The sequence below is a fragment of the Mariniphaga sediminis genome, from assembly GCF_003573545.1.
In the GTDB taxonomy this organism is placed as follows: Bacteria; Bacteroidota; Bacteroidia; order Bacteroidales; family Prolixibacteraceae; genus Mariniphaga; species Mariniphaga sediminis.
The window spans coordinates 1-21,379 of sequence record NZ_QWET01000019.1; the positions used below are offsets into that span (position 1 = coordinate 1).

Below are 21,379 nucleotides of genomic sequence, written 5' to 3' on the forward strand. Positions count from 1 at the left end.
GCCCCTGCCCGGGCCTCCATGCTGACAGGACAGGATATCTGGCGGCTGGAAGAAGCCGCCAACCTGTGGGGTGATTTTCCGGCAAAGTTTAAAGTGTTCACCCAGCTGCTGGAAGAATCAGGCTACCTGGTAGGCCACGAAGGCAAAGGATGGGGACCTGGCGACTGGGAAGCCAGCGGTAGAACTGAAAACCCCGCCGGGAATAAGTTTTATTCATTCGAAGAGTTTTATAATGAAAAGGAACGGGGACAGCCCTTTTTCTACTGGTTTAGCTCCCGCGACCCGCACCGCCCCTTTAAAACCGGCGGATGGGAAAAAGGGAACATTGATATAGATAAAATGGAAGTACCGCCTTACCTGCCCGACACCGAAGATGTGCGTAAAGACATGGGCGACTATTATGCCGAGATTGAAAGCTTCGACAGGGATGTGGCCTCTTACCTTCAGTTACTGAAAGAGATGGGGCAGCTGGACAATACCCTGGTTTTAATCTGTAGCGATAACGGATGGCAGATGCCCCGCGGCCTGGCCAACCTCTATGATTTTGGAACGCGCCTTCCGTTTGTGGTTTACATGCCCGAACGGTACAAAGGGGGAAGGGTTATCGAAGACTTTGTAAGCCTGAATGATGTGGCCCCCACCTTTTTGGAACTGGCAGGTGTTGAAGTGCCGGAAGAGATGAACGCGAGGAGTTTTGTAAACATCCTGGAATCGGAAAAACAGGGACAGGTGGACGATACCCGTAATTTTATGGTAACCGCCCGCGAACGGCATGCCTGGGCACGCAAAAACGGGGTAGGTTATGGCGCCCGTTCATACCGTACCAAAGATTACCTGTACATCCGGAATTATAACCCGGATTACTGGCCTGCCGGCGATCCGCCTTTGTTTGGCGATGTAGATGCGCACATGCTCCAGTATCCAAGTCCTACAAAAATGTACCTTCTGAAAAACCGGGAACAGGAAGGGGTGAAAGAGCTGTTTGAATTAGGATTTGGGAAACGTCCGGCAGAGGAGCTGTACGACCTGAACAAAGATCCTTATCAAATGAACAATGTGGCCTACTCGGAAGAATATAAGGCTGTAAAAGAGGAGTTGGCAACAACACTGACCAATTACCTTATTGAACAGGAAGACCCGCGTGAAACAGGGGCTCCCATGAAATGGATCAATGCACCCTATTATGCTGAAAAAGATAAATACCCGGAGCCCAGCCAGGAATCAATTCAGGAATTGGGCCTCGAAGAGGAATATTCGCTGGTAGATGAATAAACAGCAGAAGAGGGCGAATGTGATATTCCAGGAAACAACAATTATATCAGATTAAAATACTGCACCATGAAGGATAACAACTCAAAAATAAACAGGAGAGATTTTGTCCGGGCGGGAACCATTGCCGCAGCCGGGATAACCATTGTCCCCAGCAATGTAGTGGCAGGGCTTGGGCATAAAGCGCCGAGCGATAAGCTGAACATTGCCGGGATTGGCGTTGGCGGAAGAGGGTTTGGAAACCTCCGCGAACTGGAGAGCGAAAACATCGTGGCTTTGTGCGATGTAGATTGGAAATACAGCCAGCGGGTATTCGATTATTTTCCGAAAGCAAAAAAATACAGGGACTGGCGTGTGATGTACGATGAGCTGGGTGACTCTTTTGATGCGGTGATGATTGCCACTGCCGACCACACCCATGCCGTTATTGCCGCGCATGCCATTACCCTGGGAAAACATATTTACCTGCAAAAACCGCTCACCCATTCGGTGTATGAGTCGCGGTTGCTGACCAAACTGGCCAGAGAATATAAAGTGGCTACCAGCATGGGAAACCAGGGCGCTTCGGATGACGATGCCAGTAAAACCATTGAGTGGTTGCAAAGTGGCGTTATCGGGCCGGTAAAAAAGTTAGAAGCCTTTACCGACCGCCATATCTGGCACCAGGGATTAAACCGTCCTGAACAGGGAATGTGGGTCCCCGATTACCTCGATTGGGACCTGTTTGTAGGACCGGCTAAAATGAGGCCTTACCACAACCTGTACCATCCGTGGAACTGGCGGGGCTGGTGGGATTTTGGCGTTGGTGCGCTGGGGGACATGGGGTGCCACGTGCTGCACCCGGTATATTTTGGACTCGATTTGAAATACCCGTCCAGCCTGCAGGCAATTTCTACTTTGCTGCTTAACGACTGTGCCCCATCGGCACAAACGGTAAAAATGGTTTTCCCGGAGCGGAAAAGTGATGTAATGAAAAAAGGGAAACAGCCCGAAGTGGAAGTGATATGGTACGACGGTGGGCTCAGGCCCATGGTACCGAAAGGCTGGCCTGCCGGGAAAGAGATGAATATTAAAGGCGGCGGCGCTATATATTACGGCGAAAAAGATATTCTTGTAACCGGTAGCAAAGGCAGCAACCCCTGGTTACTTTCGGGCAGTGTTCCTGAAGTATCCCCCACCCGCAGAAGGGTAAAAACAACCCACGAAATGGATTGGGTGAGGGCGTGTAAAGAGAGCCCCGAAAACCGCGTGCCCACGCTTTCTGATTTTGAAGAAGCAGGGCCATTTAACGAAATGGTGGTTATTGGCACGGCGGCAGTCAAATTGCAATCCCTTTTTAAAGAACTGGAATGGGATGGGGAGAATATGGAGTTTACCAACATCTCCGGCAATGAAACCATCAAAACAGTCATTAAAGATGACTTTGAAATCACCGACGGACATCCAACGTTTAACAAAACCTGGACGGAACCGGTGAATGCCAAAGCTTATTCGCAGGAGATTATAAAACACACCTACCGGAAGCCATGGAGCTTGCCAGATATGCCTGCATAGATGTAACAAATTAAATAAACTGCCCGCGGTTGTGGTAACCAACGTTGCCACAACCACCACCGGGCTGTAAAATTACCGGACAAATGAAAAAAATTATTCCAATAGCACTGCTGGCTGCTTTTATCCTTTTTTTGAACCCATTGTCAGGAATGGGGGCATCAGGGGAAAAGGCAACTGACCTGCAAAAAGAAGAGCTAAACAAGCTGACAAAAGAAGAGAAAAAGGAAGGCTGGAAATTGCTGTTTAACGGGGTTTCGTTAAAAGGTTGGAAAACGTTTAACGGAGGAAAAGTAGACGGCTGGAAAGTGATTGACGGTGTCCTGAATAACTCGGGCAAAGGCAGCGACCATGGCGGGGATATCATTACCAAAAAGAAGTACGATAATTTTGAATTGTACCTTGAGTGGAATATCTCGCCATTAAGTAACTCCGGAATATTTATCCGGGTACAGGAAGATATTGTAAACACCATTTATAAAACGGCCCCTGAGTACCAGTTGAGCGATGACATCGGGATAACGCGGAAACGGGAAAAATACCAGTTTACTGCTGCCTGTTACGCCATGTATGAAACCACTGGCGCTGAAATCAACCCTCCGGGGGACTGGAACAGCTCACAGATTGTGGTGAACGGCCCCCATGTGGAGCACTGGCTGAATGGCGAAAAAGTGGTGGAGTATGAGTTGTGGAGCCGGGACTGGAAAGAGCGCAAAGCAAAAAGCAAATGGAAAGACGAACCGCATTACGGGATGGCTGAAAAAGGCCATGTCGGACTGCAGGACCACGGCGGACTGACACGTTTCCGGAATATCAAAATAAGAGAATTGTAAGAAAATTTTGAAAAACTATTCCAATGGTTAAAACAAATCTTCAGCTTTTAAAATTATCTTTTCTTTTTTTCTTCCTTTTAACCTTACGCGCCGGGGCGGAAGGAGGAGGTGAAAAGCCCAACATCATTTTTATTATTTGTGACCAGATGCGGGGCGATGCGTTTGGGGCTGCCGGAAATGAGGTGGTGCATACCCCTCACCTCGATCGGTTGGCAAAAAGCGGGGTGATGTTTACCAACAATTTTTCCAATAATCCGGTATGTCTGGCCTCCCGGATAAGTATGTTCAGTGGTAAGTATGCGACTGAAACCGGTGTGTTGAGTAACAGTTACCCGGAAGAAAAACATCTGGAATTTGAAAAATCATTGCCCTGGCATTTTAAAGAAGCAGGATACCGTACCGGTTACATTGGGAAAAATCATACGTACCGGAAGAAAGAACTAAAAAACTTTGATACGCTTACTTTAAGGGGAAGGGAAGAATTCAGGGCTTATTCAAAATACGTCCCGCCGTTTTGGCACTCCGATACTTTCTGGCCGGAGGAAGATTGTAACCCCGGAAAAAATACCCGGGATGCCATTGATTTTATTCAGGATGAAGGAAATGGACAGCCCTTCTTTTTGGTTGTCAGTTACTTTGATCCGCACCCGCCCTACATGGCGCCTTCGGAATATAGCAGTAAGTACTGTGCCTCAGAAATGGAGTTACCCGGGTATATTGACCCCGGTCAGTTGGGAAGCCGGTTGTCTAATCAGCAAAAAGCGTTGCACTACGATAAAATTTCTGAAACCGACCTGAAAGAGACCATGCGTTATTATTATGCATCCATCGAATGGGGAGTGGACCATCAGGTTGGGCAATTGGTTGAAGCACTTCAAAAAGAAGGGATGGACGAAAATACGATTATCGTTTTTACTTCCGACCATGGCGATTTTATGGGACAACACAAGATGGTTCGCAAAGGAATGTTTTTGTACGATGCTTTGCTGCATGTTCCCATGATTTGGTATGCCCCGGGAATAATCCGTGAAGGTTTGGCCATTGATGAAGTGAGCCAGAATGTCGATATCTTTCCAACCCTGCTCGATTTTGCCGGCCTCCAAATTCCTGAATACCTGGCCGGACAATCGCTCAAAAATCAACTGCTGGGCAACAAGCCTGCTCGTGCAACCCAACATAAAGTTTTTGCCCACGCAACCTACAGCGATTTGCCCGAAGGATACTGGAATGATCCGGAGCCTTATTTCGATCCGCAAAGTGATGTGCCCTTTCATACAAGGGTGCAACAACTGACATGGGAAAATGAGTCCACAACAAGAATGGTGCGTACGACCGATTGGAAATTAATTTTGAGCGACACGCACAAACCGGAACTGTATTTTATGGATGGCGGAAACGTCGAAAAAGAAAATGTGTACGGAAAACCGGGGTACAACGAAAAGTTTCTGGAGCTAAAAAAAATGTTGGAAGAAAAATAATTTTTTAATATGGACAAAGGAATAACAGGGTTAAAGGTGCTGCTGTGTGCCATGGCTCTTGCTTTTTATACGCCTGCTTTACATGCAGATGAAAAGCAGGAGAACATTCCTTCATGGGTAGAAAACTCACTTGATTTTGCACAGGTTCAGGCAAAAAAGATGTTGCCTGAAGTTTTGCAATCGGGTAAATTACCTCGTTCAGATGAAAGAGGGTTACGTGAGATTGATGACTGGACCAGTGGTTTCTATCCCGGAGTTTTATGGTATTTATACGAATATACCGGAAATGATTTCTGGAAAGGGAATGCAGAAAAAGTCACCGAATTGCTGGAGGAGCAACAGTACAATACCCACGATCACGATGTGGGGTTCCGGATTTTTTGCAGTTACGGGAATGGCTGGTTGCTAACGGATAATAAGAAATATGAAAAAGTAATTGTACAGGCTGCGAAATCGTTGGCAACAAGGTATAATGACAACACCGAAACCATTATGTCGTGGAATGCGCGTCCTGAACGTGATTGGAAATTTCCGGTAATTATCGACAATATGATGAACCTCGAATTAATTTATGAAGCGTATAAGTTAACGGGCGACAAAAGGTTGAAAGACATTGCCATCGCACATGCGGATAAAACCATAAAATATCAGTACCGTGAGAATTATTCTTGCCCGCATGTAGTGGATTATGATCCCGAAACGGGAGCATTCAGGAAGATGGACTGGAACAATGGGTTTTCCGATCCACAGATTGCAGAATGGAGTCGCGGACAGAGCTGGGGGTTATATGGCTTTACCATGATGTACCGCGAAACAAATAAAAGCAGGTATCTGGAACAGGCGGAAAAAATTGCGGAATTTCTGCTGAATCATCCCAATATGCCTGAAGACATGGTACCATACTGGGATTATGCCTCGCCCAAAATACCAACTATGCGCGATGCTTCCGCAGGGGCCATTATGGCTTCTGCATTACTGGAATTAAGCATGTACTCAAACGAGGGAGAAAAATATTTTAATGCCGCTGAGAAAATTTTGAAAAGCCTTTCCTCCGATGAATACCGGGCAGATCCGGTATGCAACGGGCATTATATTCTGCGTCATGCCACCGGAAACTTTCTGCGGGGCAGCGAGGTGGACGGCACGTTGATTTATGCCGATTATTATTTTGTTGAAGGACTTTTGCGCTATATGAAATTATTGAATGGTGAACCGCTTTTTAAGCAGCTGTAATTGTTGAGAAACCGACCCTGTTCAATTCCATTTAAACAGAATAAATAGCTGATAGAAAATGAGACTTTTTTTGATTATTGTTTTATCGTTTATTTCTGCTCTTTTTGCTGAAGGGCATCCGGACGTTATTCAGGAAAAACCGAATATTCTTTGGCTTACGTTGGAAGATACCAGCCCACATCAGTTTAGTTGTTATGGCAGCAAGGATGTGAAAACGCCGGAGGTTGACCGGCTGGCCCGGAAAGGAATAAGGTACGTTAATGCCTCGTCGAATGCACCACATTGTTCAGCGGCCCGTTCAACCCTAATTACCGGATGCTATGCCACTACTTACGGGATGGATATTCACCGTGAAGATTACGAAACACCTGAAGATATTTTTTACCCGGCGTATTTAAGGGAGGCCGGTTATTTTTGCACCAACAATGCCAAAACGGATTACAACATTACTTTAGATGATAAAAGTTTGTGGGATGAGTGTGGCAATGAGGCAACATACAACAGCCTTGTCCGCAAACCGGAACAACCGTTTTTTGCCATTTTTAATACTACGGCAACGCACATGGGGCTTGTACGTACCATTACAACTGAGGATCGCCCCGATTTTAAAGATATAGACATTGATCCCGAAAAGATTTTTTTGCCTCCGCATGTGCCCGATTTACCTGAGATGAGGTCGGATGAAGCGTATGAGTTGAAAGCCAGCCGGGAATCAAGCCGGTGGGCGCAGGCTTTTTTAGACGATTTGGAAGAAAAGGGATTAGCTGAGAATACCATTGTTTTCTTTTATAGTGATCATGGCGGATGCCTGCCCCGGGGAAAAGGGTTTCCCTACGAAAGCGGGCTCAGGGTTCCCCTGATTATTTATGTGCCTCCGGCCTGGCAGGAAAAATTGGGGGTTGAGTCCGGCATCGTGGACACCCGGTTGGTAAGCTTTGTTGATTTTGCCCCGACGATTCTGAGCCTGGCAGGAGTAAAACCTCCGGAATTTATGCAGGGCAAGGCATTTTTAGGGAAATATGCCGAAGCGCCGCGAAAACTCCAGTTTGGGTTCAGGGCCAATCAGGAAAATTACCATTACGATCCCTGTCGTACGGTTACCGACGGACGCTATAAATACATCCGGAGTTATATTCCGCATAAACCGTTTGGCCTCAGAAACCTTTATCAGTGGGGTATGCCGGCCAACCTGGCCTGGGACGAATATGTCATGTCCGGTGAATGTACCAACCCGGATTGGCTGCAGCCCTTTCAGCCCAAATCGGCGGAAATGCTTTTCGATCTTGAAAATGATCCGTGGGAACTGAACAACCTGGCCAATGATCCCCAATACAGCGGGAAGGTTGAATATTTCAGAAATGAAATGAAAAAGCACATCCGCGAAACCAAAGACCTTGGTCTGTTTGTCAGGGGGCTGCGGAAAAAACCAGGCGGCTTATATCGTTGGGTACGGCAGGAAAACTTCCCGCTCGAAAAATTGTACGAAGCGGCAGAACTGGCTGGCAGCCCAACAGCCCGGGATACCAAAGATTTAATAAAATTGCTTCGAAGTCCTTACCCGGAACTTCGCTACTGGGGCGCCATTGGTTTCTGCACCCTGGGGGCACAGAACAAAACGGGAGAATGCCCCGAAGAACTCATTCGGGCTGCCGAAGATGAGGTAAATGAAGTGGCTACGGCAGCCGCCGAAGCGCTTTGTTACCTGGGCGAGTTTGATACCGGAATGAATAAACTTATCCGGTTGTTTCAAAACAATTTTAACCTGGCTTACTCTTCGCTGGAAACGTTGACCTGGTACCCGGAACAAAAGAAAAAGATGATGCAGTACCTGCCCGAATTGGTGGCGATGCATCAAGAGCAGGAAAGAATTACCCAGGATCGTATGGGGTTGGGAGTTAAGGTCCGCTCTATCCTTGTCAACCTGGGAGAGCTGCCCTTATCTGAACTGTACACCGAAGCTGATAAAGAAGAAGGGAAACAGAAGAACCGGAATGGCCGGAAGTTTGTGTATCCGCAGGATATTGAACGGGCCGCTCTCGGGAACAATAAATAGCACAAAATGAAACGAAAACTCTATCATAGATTTTACCTGACATTTGTTTTTTTACTTTTAAGTGTTGGGGGATTTTGCCAGAATAAATGGCTGGATGCTATTGGTGAAATCCATTCTGCTCAGCCCAAAACCGAACTGTTGGGTGCTGCCGGGAGCTATTTTGAAGTGGCAGAAACTGCACAGGCAGGCGACGAAGTGATTGGCCGGGTGAACCTGGCCCACAATTCGTTTGAAAAAGCGGACTTCGAAATTACAGGAGGAACCGGGGCAGGATTTTTTCAGATTGAAAAGTTTGTGAATTCCCGTGGGAAGCATTTTGGTATTTTAAAAGTGACCCAATTGCCACTAAACAGCAGTGAGTACACAGTAAAGGTAAAAGCGGTATTTGAGAATGGTAAAACAGATAGCGAAGAATATACGATAAAGAGGGTGGAGGTTCCTCTGGCCGAAAAGTTTTTCAACTTTATTTACTCCCGGCTTTCAACGGCAGACAGGTTATTTTTTCCTGTAGCCGACTCAAAAATTACGGAATACCTTTCGAAATTTAAATCCGGCGGTACCTTTTCCGATTTGTCTTACGGTTTGTCGAAAGGGGGCTGGGAAGGACTAAATGAGGGCGCTGAGCGCATAAACAGCATGGCTATGGCCTACCTGGACGAAAGTTCATCTTTTTTTGGAGACGAAGAGTTGAAGCAAAAAGTGTATGCAGCATTAATTTTTAATGCCGGTGAATTTGCCAAATACCGCACCGAATGGTACGAGACCCATTTGTGGCGAAATACCGACTATATTGCCGGAATTGGGATTAACTTTTTCAGGCTGCTACGCGATGAAATGAGTAGTCCGGATGCCGGAACAGCTCAAAAGGCCGTGGAAGTTTACGACGCCATTCTGGACAACTGCGATAATTTGTTTGCCGAGCGTATGGATGAGCGGCCTGCCATCGGAAATGCAAACCGAAACCACCGGATGCGAAGCCTGGCTGTGAGAGCTGCCATTTCGTACGACTACAACCGGGCCATAACCGACTGGGAACTTTGGTACGATAAGGAAGATCCGCGTATCCCGGGGTTTTATCCTACTGGCGCGTTGGGTGACTTGATGGAGTTGGTGGAAACCGGTTTTGTAGAAGCAGATACTTATAATAATAAAAACGGCTTCTTCCCTGATGGGACCATTTGCCACCATCCGGCTGTAGGAATTCAGTTTACAGCCGATGGATATGGCTGGCCCTGGCTTACCGAGTGGAGCATTCCGCTGGCCAACCAGTTTAAAGATACGCCTTTCCGGGCTCAGAATAAAACTTACAATACCGTGGCCGAAAGGATTCTGGATGCTTACCGTCCCCTTACTTTTTATGGTTACCTTGATATGGCCGCAGGCGGTTTGGTACCCGACAGAAAAAAATGGGGAAACAGTTTGTTAAAAGCAGTGAGCGGTTTGCTGGAGGCCAAAAGCGCCGGAACTATCATAGAACGTGAGGATGAATTGCGGGCTTATAAAACCAGCCTGGAACGGGAAGGCTACGCAGATCCTTTGGCAATGAGCAAAGCATTCTGGAACATCGATTATTTTATTCAGCGTCGTCCCGGATATTTTGCGTCCCTTAAAATGATTTCGGAGCGTTCAAGGGGATTGGAACGCGGAATTGAAAAACGATCGTATTATTACCTGGGAGATGGCGCCTTGTTTGTGCGGGTAAATCCGGATGATTACAACAATATTCAATATTATTATAACTGGCATGTAATTCCCGGAACTACTGCCGAACAGCGGCTCGACGACCTGCCACCTTCGGCAGTATCGGCCTATCCGGGTGCAAATGGCACCAATGCGTTTGCCGGAGTTGTATCTAATGGCTCTGTTGGATTTGGCGCATTCAGGTACGAGCGTAACCATACGAGAGAAGATGCTTTATATTCGACCGTAAATGCCAATAAAGGGTATTTCTTTTTTGAGAATGAAATAGTTGCCCTTGGAAATAATGTGAAACGGGTACGACCGGGCGACGGAGCTGACATCCTGACCACGCTGAACCAGTTGGAGTGGAAAGGCGATATTGCATTTGGCCGGGCCGGAGACGACCAGCACGAAACGATTTCCTTCTCTGGCGCAGATGCTGCACACCATCTGAGTGCTGAGCAGGAACCGGTTTGGGTTTACCACGATAGGGTGGGCTATGTAGTTATTCCGGCAGAAGGCCATGCAGTAAAGATCGACCTGGCAGCGGAAACAAGAACTCCCCGGTGGACCAAAGAAACAGCCTCAAAGAAAATGTTTCAACTGGCTGTAAACCATGGCGCAAATGCAGATGCCGACTCTTACCAGTATATTGTATTGCCGGAAACAACCATCGATAAAGTAAAAACATTTGCACGATCGGTTGGAAACAACAACATAAATGTATTGAAAAATGAACCGGAACTAATGGCTGTTTACAACACGGAAATTAAAGTTGTTGAGGCAGCGTTTTACGAACCCGGGGCGCTTCGTTTCGAGAATGAGAAAGGAGAAGAGGTTCACCTGTCGGTTGACCGACCGGCCCTTGTAATGATGAAGGACAATGGCAAAAACCTTGAGTTTTCGGTGTCCGATCCGCATCATTCAACTACAGAAACAACCATTAATGTAGCGATCAATATAAAGCTTAAAGGCAAAAACTTTGATGAGACCGACAAACGAACCCGTGTGGCATTTACTCATTCTGCGGAAGAAGTGTATGCCGGGAAACCAGTGGTGCAGCTTTTTGAAACAGAAGGAAGGTTTATAACAAATGCGGAATCTCTTAATGTCAAAAAAAAAAGATAATGGTGTTTTTTAGTTCTGCCAGCCAAAAAATTCAGATGCGTGCTAATGATCAGGACGGAACAATGGCCGTCTCGCTTTTTAGTCCCGGCGGGCAATTGGTAAGGCAGAATACCCTTCGCAGCACGGGCAGAAATGGTCTGGTAGATATATTTTGTACCCGCGGGCTTTCTCCCGGCTTGTATCTGGTAGCCATTGAAATGGAAAAGGAAATACAATGTAGTAAAATAGTTATATTTAAATAAAAAGAATAAAATGAGACGATTAGTTTGTGGAATAATTTTTCTTTTGACCCTGAACATATCTCTTTTTTCGCAGCCAACGGATTGCGATTGGAAAAATATAAACGGAGTAGAAATACCTGTCCCTCCCAAAGAGCATCCCCGCCTGTATTTGCGGGCTCATGACGTACCGGAATTGAAAAACCGGCTGGAGAATTCTGAATTGCAGGATGTGTGGAATACGTTACTGGAAATGCAGGAAGACTGGAAGCCCGAAGAGATTCCGGAGGAAAAAGGCTGGCGTTTTTACGTTCAGCAAAAAGGACTGACAGTGCGTGCCGAGCTCAATGCCCTCAGGTATTTGGTTACCAAAGATAAAGCGTTGGGAAGAAAGGCGGTGACTTCGGTTATTGATACGCTTGAGACGGCTTCCTGGCCACATACCGGAGATATATCACGGGCTGTGGGGCGAATGATGGTAACCGGTGCTATTGTGTACGACTGGTGTTATGATGTAATGAAGGAGGAGGAGAAACAACGTTATGTAAAAGCGCTGGTCAGGTTGGCAGGAATGATGGAATGTGGCTATCCGCCCGTGAAACAAAACTCGGTAACCGGGCACTCTTCCGAGTGGATGATCATGCGCGACATGCTTTCGGCCGGGATTGCTATCTACGATGAATTCCCGGAAATGTATAACCTGGCTGCTGCGCGTTTTTTTAAAGAACATTTGCCGGTACGAAACTGGTTTTATCCGGCTCATACATACCATCAGGGAACGTCATATTTTAACGTACGGTTTGCCAGCGACCTGTTCCCCCTTTGGATTTTTGACCGCATGGGAGCAGGGAATATTTACCATCCCTCTCAGCAGTTTGTGTTATACGATATCATTTACAGACGGCGTCCTGACGGACAGATACTTCCGAGCGGAGATGTAAATTATTCCCGGGATTCGGAAAAATACTACAGCCTGCCGATGATGCTTGCTGCCAGCTATTATAAAGATGAATACCTGAATTATGAGTTTCATAAAGATACAGAAATAGATAGCCGCAGCATATTGTACGACCTGCTTTGGCGCGATACGGAGCTGGGAACCAAAAAACCGGATGACCTTCCGCTGACAAAATATTCGGGCTCACCATTCGGCTGGATGATAGCACGAACCGGCTGGGACGAAAACAGTGTGATTGCAGAAATGCGGGTGAATGAATACAACTTTCTTAACCACATGCACCACGACGCCGGGGCTTTTCAGATTTACTACAAGGGGCCGCTGGCTATTGATGCCGGATCCTACAAAGGTTCTTCGGGTGGCTATAACAGTCCGCACAACAAAAATTTCTTTAAACGTACTATTGCTCACAACAGCCTGTTGGTTTATGATCCGGATGAAAAATTCCATGCGATAGGTTATGGCGGGGCGGATAAATCAAAATATGTGCAGAACGACGGGGGGCAACGTTTGCCCGGGAACGGCTGGAATGCGCCACAAAATCTTGACTCGATGTTAAGCCAGGATTACGAAACCGGGAAAATACTGGCCCATGGTTTTGGGCCTGATTTTCATGCACCCGACTATTCCTATTTAAAAGGAGACATCACCAAGGCATATACTCAAAAGGTGAAGGAGGCAAAACGTTCTTTTGTTTTTCTGAACCTGAAAGAGGAGAAAATACCGGCCGCCCTGATTGTTTTCGATAAAGTGGTTTCATCCAATCCCGAATTTCAAAAATATTGGTTGCTGCACAGCATTGAGGAACCGGAAATTAAGGGGAACCAGATAACCATAAAAAGAACGAAAAATGGCGATACCGGAATGCTGGTCAACACCACACTGTTGCCTGCCTCTGAAAACAGGGATGTTGTGCCGGTTGGAGGAGAAGGCAAGGAATTTTGGGTGTTTGGTACGAACTATAAAAACGATCCGGTTCCCGGTACCGATCAGGCCAACGAACGCGGCGCCTGGCGGGTGGAAATACTGCCCAAAACTCCGGCAAAAGAAGATTATTTCCTTAACGTGATGCAGGTAACCGAAACCGGTCAGAAGAAACTGCATGAGGTAAAAGCCATATCCGGAGAAAAAATTGTGGGAGCCCAGCTTTCCGACCGGGTGGTGACATTTAGTAAAAATGCTGAAACCATCGACCGGCCATTCGACCTGAATGTGACGGGGAAAGGAACCTTCAAATTTATGGTAACCGATTTGGATGCAGGAACATGGCAGGTACATAAAAACGGAGAGGTTTACCTGCCGGCCATACCTGTGAACCCCGGTGACGGGATTCTCTACTTTGAAGGAGAACAGGGAGAGTATCAGTTTTTCAGATAATAAATATTGACGGAACAAGTAGTGGCGCCAATAAGTTATGGCGCTCACAGAAAAAGGGAGTAACAGCCATTTATGCTGAGTTACTCCCTTTTCTTGAATCATCTCCTCGTTGAGCCCAGTTTCCTTTTATCCGGGGAATCAGGATTTATACATTATGCGAATCAAGAGTTGATGTTAGTTAATTATCAGGAATTCAGCCCACTCCGGGGTTGCGTTTTTACCCCGCATTGCCTTCCCCTAACTTCGCACGGGGCTATTTTTATTTATGTCCTTCGGATACTTCTTTATCCCGAAAGGGATTAAACAATAATAGCCACGGGTAAAACCCATGGTAATGAAGTGGATATGAGAAGAACCCCGAAGAGGGTTCAACCTTTGATTCGTATACATTGTAAATTCGTATTGCCGAAGTAAATTCAAACAATACAAAAGAAATACTACTTATTGAAGTCTTTTACAATTTCATTAACGCCTTGCAAAACGTAATGCGGACTATACGCAAATTCTCTGATGGTTTCTTTTGTTGAGATTCCAGATAAAACCAGGCATGTGTCAATTTCAGCTTCAATGCCTGCAACAATATCTGTATCCATCCGGTCGCCTATTATAATGGTTTCTTCTCTTTGTATACCCAGTCTTTTCAATGCAATTCGCATCATAAGAGGATTGGGTTTACCTACAAAGTAAGCTTGTTTCCCGGTGGCCAGCTCAATGGGTGAGATAAGCGCCTTGGTGGCCGGGGCTATTCCGTTTTCAATCGGACCGGTCAGATCAGGATTTGACCCAACCAGTCGGGCGCCATTATTGACCAGATTTACTGCTTTCTCAATCACTTCGTAGCTGTAGGAACGGGCTTCTCCCATTACCACATAATCCGGATCAATATTGTTACTGGTATACCCAATGTTGTAAAGTGCATTGATGAGCCCGGCTTCCCCGATAATGTATGCCGTTCCGTTGGGTTTCTGACTTTGAAGGAAAGACGCCGTTGCCAGTGCACTGGTATAAAAATGTTCGGGACCAACATCAATGCCCATACGCGATAACTTCCCCTGAAGTTCTTTGATGGTTCTTTCACTGGAGTTGGTCAGAAAAACAAATTTTTTATTTTCCTTTTTTAACCAGGATACAAATTCCTTTACACCGTCAAGAATTTTATCTCCGTGATAAATGACGCCATCCATATCACAGATAAATCCGGATTTGTTTCGTATGTTTTCAATGATTGATTTTTTATTCATTTGATTCACTTTTAATTTTCTGTACAGCTAATTTTTTGCGTTAAAATACAACCTTTCCGAACATTTTACACTCAAATATTTTTTTTGTTTCGAATTAATACTGTTCGGTTACATTATTCCCACATATTATCAGTTGCATTAATGGAACTCATTGCACTTTCTGTTATTCGACTTGTGCCATATTATATATTACCAAGATTTTAAAACATTTCTTTTGGATCGGCATGATGATAAAAAAGAGTTTTCTGTTGTTGGTAATCCGGTTTTATTTAAAAGAATGAGAACTCAATAAATGAGGGATATAAAATCATAACATCCAGCTTTGCTGCATCTGGTTCCAGCATAATAACCTTTCAGTAAAAATGAAATATTTACTTTTATTTGTTCCGGTTTTTTACCGATGATTCTCTTATAACCAACTCGGTGGGCATCACCAATGTTTTGTAACGAACAGGTTTGTCTTTTTGCTTTATTTGCTTGATGAGCAGTTCGGCAGCTTTTTTCCCCATTTCGAATCCCGGCTGTTTAATTGTACTGATAGAAGGAGTAACCACTTCTGAAAAGGGTTCGTTGCTGAATCCCACTACCATAATATCGTCGGGGACTTTAATGCCTTTTTTACGCAGGTAAAGAATGACACTGAGAGCAGTAGTGTCGTTGGCACAAAATATCGCATCAGGTTTCTCCGGGTTTTGAAGTAACCTTTTTATGGCATTGGTTCCGTCTTCACGGGTCAGGCTGTTATGGACCAACATGGACTCGTTAACAGGGATTCCGGCTTTTTCGAGGGCATCTTTATAACCTGACAGCCGGTCCTGGTAAATTTTCAAATTCAGTGGACCGCCAATGTGGGCAATTCTTTTTCCACCCTGTTCTATCAGGTGGCTTGCTGCTTTAAACCCTCCACGGTAATCGTCCACAATAATTTTGTGGGCTTTAATTTTGTCCACTACCCGGTCGAAAAACACCAGGGGAACTTTTTTCTCCGCAAACAGTTTCAGGTGATCGTAATTGGTCGTTTGCATTCCGATGGAAACAATCAACCCGTCTACCCGGTTGGAAAAAAGGGTTTGGGCAATTTTAGTCTCTTTTTCAAAATTATCGTTTGATTGGGATATGGTTACTGTGAATCCCTGGTCATATGCAACCTCTTCAATTCCACTGATAACAGAGGAGAAAAAGTGCCGGTTGATAAGCGGCAACATTACGCCAATCGTGTTGGTTCTTTTGGTTCGAAAATTGGCTGCCAGAATATTGGGGCGGTAGCCCATCGCTTTTGCCGTTTTTTCAATCAGTTTACGCGTTGGTTCGCTGATTATGGGATTGTTGTTGAGCGCTCTCGATACCGTTGAGGCCGAGATGTTTAACTCCCTGGCGATATCATGTATCGTCGTTTCACTCCTTTTTTCCATCTTCCTTTAATTTGAATGTAAAGTTAAATAAAAATATTTTAAAGTGCAATCGATTGCACTTTGGTGATTTCATATTATATTTGTGAAAAAACAGAAAAAAAATAAGAATACAGCATGAGAACTTTTTTAATTTTATTGACCATTGCAATTATTTCTTCCTGCTCCGGAGAGAAAGGTAAAGAAATAGAATTTCCCCAATTAACGGAAGAGCTGAGCGATCAGTTGAAAGTGTTGGTAGAGGCCACTCCTGAAGACAAAGTACCGCGTTCATATCCTGACAAGGACGGGGGACACAGGATGACTGGTATCAGAGACTGGACCTGCGGGTTTCCGGCTGGTTCGTATTGGTTCATGTATGAATTGACAGGCGACGAGTATTGGAAAAATACAGCCATGGAAACGACAGAAAAACTTGAAGGGGTACAGTACTTTACCCATACCCACGACCTTGGTTTTATGGTTTTTTGCAGCTACGGAAATGCTTACCGGTTAACCGGTAAGGAAGAGTATAAAGATGCGATTATTCAGGCTTCTGAATCGTTGCTCACACGCTTCAATCCAAAGGTAGGATGTCTCCGTTCATGGGATCACGGCGAATGGGATTTCCCGGTGATTATTGATAACATGATGAACCTGGAAATGCTTTTCTGGACATCGGAGGTTACCGGTGATCCGAAATACAGGGACGCGGCCGTTTCACATGCCGACGTAACACTTAAAAATCATTTTCGGGATGATTGGAGTACATACCATGTGGTGGGTTACGATACCCTCACTGGAGAACCGGTTGTGAAGCAAACGCACCAAGGGCTGAACGATGACTCTGCCTGGGGCAGGGGACAGGCTTGGGGATTTTACGGATACACCATGATTTACCGCGAAACCGGTGATGAAAAATACCTTGATGTAGCCGAAAAAATCGGTGACTTTATTTTGAAAAACCTGCCGGAAGATATGGTTTCCTACTGGGATTTTGACGATCCGAATATTCCGGATACATACAGGGATGCCTCGGCAGCTGCTATTACTGCTTCTGCTTTGTTTGAATTGAGTACTGTTTCTGAAAATAAAGAAGCTTACCTGAAAGCGGCCAACGAAATTGTAGCAAGCCTTAACTCTGAAAAATACAGGGCAAAGGACGGAGCCAACGGGGGATTCCTTTTGAAACACAGCGTGGGGCATAAGCCAAACGAAAGTGAAGTAGATGTGGGTATAAACTATGCTGACTACTATTACCTGGAAGCTTTAATACGGCAACAGAATTTAAAACATTAAGAAATTATGGCAACAATTTATGAAGAAAGGTATGCATACCATCCAGAGGATGTTAAAGCGTATGATACCGAGAGGATTAGAAAAGAGTTTTTAGTAGAGAAGGTAATGGATCCCGGTAATATCCGGTTGGTTTACACCGCTATCGAAAGGTTTATTGTTGGGGGCGCCGTTCCGGTCGACAAACCCTTGAAACTGGAGTCTATCGATCCGTTGAAAGCAGAATATTTTTGCTTTCGCCGCGAGATGGGTGTTATTAATGTGGCTGGTGCAGGTTCTATTGTAGTGGATGGCACCGAGTATAAAATGAATTTTAAGGATGCCCTTTACATCGGGAAAGGAAGTAAAGAGGTAGAGTTCCGTTCAGACGATCCGGAAAAACCTGCACACTTTTACATCAACTCAGCGCCGGCTCACAAAGAGTTTCCTGTAAAACATATTACTCTTGCCGATGCTACCGTACTCCATAAAGGAGCCCTCGAAACGGCCAATGAGAGAAATATAAATCAGTTGCTGATTAGCGATGTGGTAGATACCTGCCAGTTGCAAATGGGAATGACTGAACTGATGCCCGGCAGCGTATGGAATACCATGCCAGCACACCAGCATAACAGGCGTAATGAAGTGTACTTCTATTTCAACCTGGAAGAGGGGCAGGCAGTTTGTCACTTTATGGGGCAACCCCAGGAAACCCGTCATATCTGGATGCACAATGAGCAGGCGGTGATTTCTCCCAACTGGTCGATCCATGCAGGTGCCGGAACCGGAAACTATATTTTTATTTGGGGAATGGCCGGTGAAAACCTTGATTATACAGACATGGATCATATTACACCAACCGAATTAAGATAATTAAACGAAAAAGTTATGATACAGCAACTATTTGATTTATCAGGGAAAGTTACCCTTATTACCGGTGGGACCCATGGAATTGGGATGGCCATTGGAAAAACCCTGGGCAAAGCAGGAGCGAAAATTTGTGTCAACGATATTTCGGAAGAAAAGCTGGAAAGCTGCAAAAAAGAGTATGCAGCCGAGGGCATTGATGTGTATACACTGAAGTTTGATGTAACCGACGAGGCAGATGTAGATCGCGGAATTTCCCAGATTGAAAAGGAACTGGGGGCCATCGATATTTTGGTAAACAATGCCGGGATTATAAAGCGGATTCCCATTCTCGATATGGCGGTTGCCGACTACAAACAGGTAATCGACGTGGATTTGGTAGCGCCATTAATTGTTTCCAAACGGGTGGCACCTAAAATGATTGAAAAACGTTCGGGAAAAATCATTAACATGTGTTCCATGATGAGTGTTTACGGGCGCAATTCGGTATCAGCTTATGCATCGGCAAAAGGCGGTTTGAAGCTGCTTACTGCCAACATGACCTGCGAATGGGCGAAGTACAATATTCAGATTAACGGAATTGGACCCGGCTATATCGCTACGGCTCAAACAGCCCCTATCCGCGAAGGAGGTCACCCGTTTAATGATTTGGTGATGACCCGCACTCCGGCAGGCCGCTGGGGAGAACCGGAAGATGTGGGGAATGCTGCCCTGTTCCTGGCATCCAAAGCCAGTGATTTTGTAAACGGCCATGTTCTTTATGTTGATGGCGGAATTCTGGCCAACTTTGGTTATGTAAAAGGTGAAAACGATATACCAGAATAAGATGAATATAAAATTGGTTTATCTGATTTTAATGGCAGGCTTCCTTTTTTCATGTGGAAAGGAAGCCTCCCTTTCTTTCCGGAACCCGCAAAGTGTGGAACGTCCTGATGAGGTTGTTATTCTGACAAAAGAAGAGCTTCAGGCAAAAGTGGGGCTGGAAGAAGGCACTTTCCCTTTTTTTAAGAATGCCGATAATTCGTTGGTTCCTTTCCAGCTGGATGATATGAACAACGACGGGAAATGGGACGAGGTGACCCTGTTACTCCAGTTTGCTCCCAATGAAACCAAAGAGGTTTTTGTGGAAAAGGTAGCTGGTAACAGTTCTTTACCCGAATTTGAAAAGCGAACCAACCTGCGCCTCGGAATCAAGCAGGAAGACGGAAGCTATAAAGAAGTTGATTCGTACCGGGCGTTACCCTGTTCGGATGGGTTCGAGGTCATTGCTCAAGGAGAAAGTGTAAATTGGGAAAATGATAAAATCGGGTTTCGGAACTACTTCGACTGCCGCAATGTTAAAGATCTTTTCGGAAAGTTGAAGCCGGAAATGATAATCGATAAAATTCATACACCAGAGATGGGCAGTTACCATGATTTGGCCGATTGGGGAATGGACGTGTTACATTGCGGAAGTTCGTTGGGGTCTGGCGGAATTGCTCTCATGAAAGATGATTCGCTTTTCAGACTGGGTTCTACCGAAGTATATGAATACCAGAAACTGACGGAAGGGCCGGTGCGCTCGGTGTTTGAACTGCGGTACAAAGGTTGGGATGTTGACGGGGAAATGCTCGAAGCTGTAGAACATATTTCGATTTACCCGGGTAAATATTGGTTTGAATCGGATGTTACCGTTACCGGGTGCCCTGCAGGCTCACAAATTGTTACCGGAATTGTTACCAGTCACCTGAAAAGGGAACCTTTCAAATTTCAGACGGATAACTTCCAGTGCATTGGGACTCACGATGTACAGTCGCTGAATAATGATGAGCTGGGAATGGCGGTAATCGTTCCATTGGAGGAGGCAGGAAAAATAGGGAGAACTACCGATATTAACTTTTTTAAGTTGGGGTACGAAACCGTTCCGGAAAAAGGATTCAGCCAGATTATTTCTGAAACATATTACATCGGACAGAAGTGTGAAAGTACTCAACCGGCAAAACATTACTTCTTTTCGGTTTGGGGCCTCGACAAAGACCAGTGGAAAACCGAAGAAGGATTTAAAAAGTACATCAAAGAAGAGGCAGAGAAATTGAGTGAGAGTATTGTGTTACTTTGATGTTTATACAGAGAAGGGTAGACGTACACGTATGAAAGTTGGCAAAAAATTGCCAACTTTTTTTGTGTCAATAACGCACCGGTTCAACATATTCAGCACCAGGCATTATTTGCTTTTTCTCATTCGCCTGGTAACCGTTCTTACTGGAAATATTCCATGACTTACCTGCTTCACATCCTCAATGGAATAAAATGCTTTGGGGTTGGTCGATTTGACAATGTTCTGTACTTTGTTGATTTCGGTACGTTTTATAATACTGTAAATGATGCTGACCGTTTCACTGCTTCCCCTTGCTTCGTGGTGGGTGATTCCGTAACCCGCATTTTTTAGGTTAACAATCAGCTCTTCTGCACTTTTACGGGTGATGATTTGGATTTTTACAATCCCCATGGCCAATCTCTCTTCAATAATCAGCCCGATGTAGTTTCCAGTGGCAAACCCGGCTGCATACGCAATGTAATTCACCCAGTTATCTAAATTTTCGAAGATTTTTGAAATAGCAAGAAGCCAAATCAGTATTTCAAAAAAACCAAGGATTGGGGCCCACAGTTTTTGCCCTTTTGAAACCATAACAATACGAATGGTGCCAATGGTTACATCCATTATCCTGGAAACAAAGATCAGGAATGGGAGTAACAGGTAGGTAAAAAAGGTGCTATCGTAGAAAGTTTCTAAAATTACCATAGTTATTTTTTTTCAAAATTAAAAAACTGACAGGAAACAAAAGAATCC

16 protein-coding genes are annotated in these 21,379 nt (G+C 45.2%); 13 read left to right on the top strand and 3 right to left on the bottom strand.

The window, feature by feature from the left end; translation table 11 throughout:
• The 9 genes from D1164_RS18970 to hepB form a co-directional block, all read left to right on the top strand.
• The coding region (locus tag D1164_RS18970) for a sulfatase family protein (protein ID WP_119351485.1) at positions 1 to 1,272 on the top strand (1,272 nt) is incomplete at its 5' end.
• A 66-nt stretch (positions 1,273 to 1,338) separates the two neighbouring features.
• Positions 1,339 to 2,823: a Gfo/Idh/MocA family protein gene (locus tag D1164_RS18975; protein ID WP_119351486.1), complete on the top strand. Its 1,485-nt coding sequence runs from the start codon at positions 1,339 to 1,341 to the stop codon at positions 2,821 to 2,823.
• Between the two features lie 83 nt (positions 2,824 to 2,906).
• Positions 2,907 to 3,653 (top strand): 3-keto-disaccharide hydrolase, encoded by a 747-nt coding sequence (locus tag D1164_RS18980; protein WP_119351487.1) that lies wholly within the window; start codon positions 2,907 to 2,909, stop codon positions 3,651 to 3,653.
• A 23-nt stretch (positions 3,654 to 3,676) separates the two neighbouring features.
• Positions 3,677 to 5,131, top strand: a complete 1,455-nt coding sequence (locus D1164_RS18985; protein WP_119351488.1) for a sulfatase family protein — start codon at positions 3,677 to 3,679, stop codon at positions 5,129 to 5,131.
• Between the two features lie 9 nt (positions 5,132 to 5,140).
• Positions 5,141 to 6,364, top strand: coding sequence for a glycoside hydrolase family 88 protein (locus D1164_RS18990; protein ID WP_206611068.1), 1,224 nt, complete (start codon positions 5,141 to 5,143; stop codon positions 6,362 to 6,364).
• Between the two features lie 58 nt (positions 6,365 to 6,422).
• Positions 6,423 to 8,417 (top strand): sulfatase-like hydrolase/transferase, encoded by a 1,995-nt coding sequence (locus D1164_RS18995; RefSeq protein WP_119351489.1) that lies wholly within the window; start codon positions 6,423 to 6,425, stop codon positions 8,415 to 8,417.
• A gap of 6 nt (positions 8,418 to 8,423) precedes the next feature.
• Positions 8,424 to 11,225, top strand: coding sequence for a polysaccharide lyase family 8 super-sandwich domain-containing protein (locus tag D1164_RS19000; protein WP_119351490.1), 2,802 nt, complete (start codon positions 8,424 to 8,426; stop codon positions 11,223 to 11,225).
• Complete coding sequence (locus D1164_RS19005; protein WP_119351491.1) at positions 11,225 to 11,467, top strand: T9SS type A sorting domain-containing protein; 243 nt, start codon at positions 11,225 to 11,227, stop codon at positions 11,465 to 11,467. Before D1164_RS19000 ends, D1164_RS19005 begins: the two co-directional genes overlap by 1 nt.
• 10 nt (positions 11,468 to 11,477) lie before the next feature.
• Positions 11,478 to 13,778 (top strand): heparin/heparin-sulfate lyase HepB, encoded by a 2,301-nt coding sequence (gene hepB / locus D1164_RS19010; RefSeq protein ID WP_119351492.1) that lies wholly within the window; start codon positions 11,478 to 11,480, stop codon positions 13,776 to 13,778.
• A 437-nt stretch (positions 13,779 to 14,215) separates the two neighbouring features.
• Here the strand turns inward: hepB and D1164_RS19015 are convergent, their stop codons facing one another.
• The gene (locus tag D1164_RS19015; protein WP_119351493.1) at positions 14,216 to 15,019 is read right to left on the bottom strand and encodes an HAD-IIA family hydrolase; all 804 of its coding nucleotides are present in this window, start codon (positions 15,017 to 15,019) and stop codon (positions 14,216 to 14,218) included.
• A gap of 377 nt (positions 15,020 to 15,396) precedes the next feature.
• Complete coding sequence (locus D1164_RS19020; RefSeq protein WP_119351494.1) at positions 15,397 to 16,431, bottom strand: LacI family DNA-binding transcriptional regulator; 1,035 nt, start codon at positions 16,429 to 16,431, stop codon at positions 15,397 to 15,399.
• A gap of 114 nt (positions 16,432 to 16,545) precedes the next feature.
• Between D1164_RS19020 and D1164_RS19025 the strand changes: the two genes are divergently transcribed.
• Genes D1164_RS19025 through D1164_RS19040 form a run of 4 tightly spaced genes read left to right on the top strand, consistent with a single transcriptional unit; the run spans position 16,546 to position 20,647 of the window.
• Positions 16,546 to 17,706 carry a glycoside hydrolase family 88 protein gene (locus tag D1164_RS19025; protein ID WP_119351495.1) on the top strand — a complete coding sequence of 387 codons (1,161 nt, stop codon included), beginning with the start codon at positions 16,546 to 16,548 and terminating at the stop codon, positions 17,704 to 17,706.
• Between the two features lie 6 nt (positions 17,707 to 17,712).
• Positions 17,713 to 18,555: a 5-dehydro-4-deoxy-D-glucuronate isomerase gene (gene kduI, locus D1164_RS19030; protein ID WP_119351496.1), complete on the top strand. Its 843-nt coding sequence runs from the start codon at positions 17,713 to 17,715 to the stop codon at positions 18,553 to 18,555.
• A gap of 15 nt (positions 18,556 to 18,570) precedes the next feature.
• Positions 18,571 to 19,374: a gluconate 5-dehydrogenase gene (locus D1164_RS19035; protein WP_119351497.1), complete on the top strand. Its 804-nt coding sequence runs from the start codon at positions 18,571 to 18,573 to the stop codon at positions 19,372 to 19,374.
• A gap of 1 nt (position 19,375) precedes the next feature.
• Entirely contained in the window at positions 19,376 to 20,647 is a 1,272-nt protein-coding gene (locus tag D1164_RS19040) for a DUF4861 domain-containing protein (RefSeq protein ID WP_119351498.1), read from the top strand.
• Between the two features lie 105 nt (positions 20,648 to 20,752).
• Here the strand turns inward: D1164_RS19040 and D1164_RS19045 are convergent, their stop codons facing one another.
• Entirely contained in the window at positions 20,753 to 21,331 is a 579-nt protein-coding gene (locus tag D1164_RS19045) for a DUF2179 domain-containing protein (protein ID WP_119351499.1), read from the bottom strand.
• Positions 21,332 to 21,379: the final 48 nt, after the last annotated feature.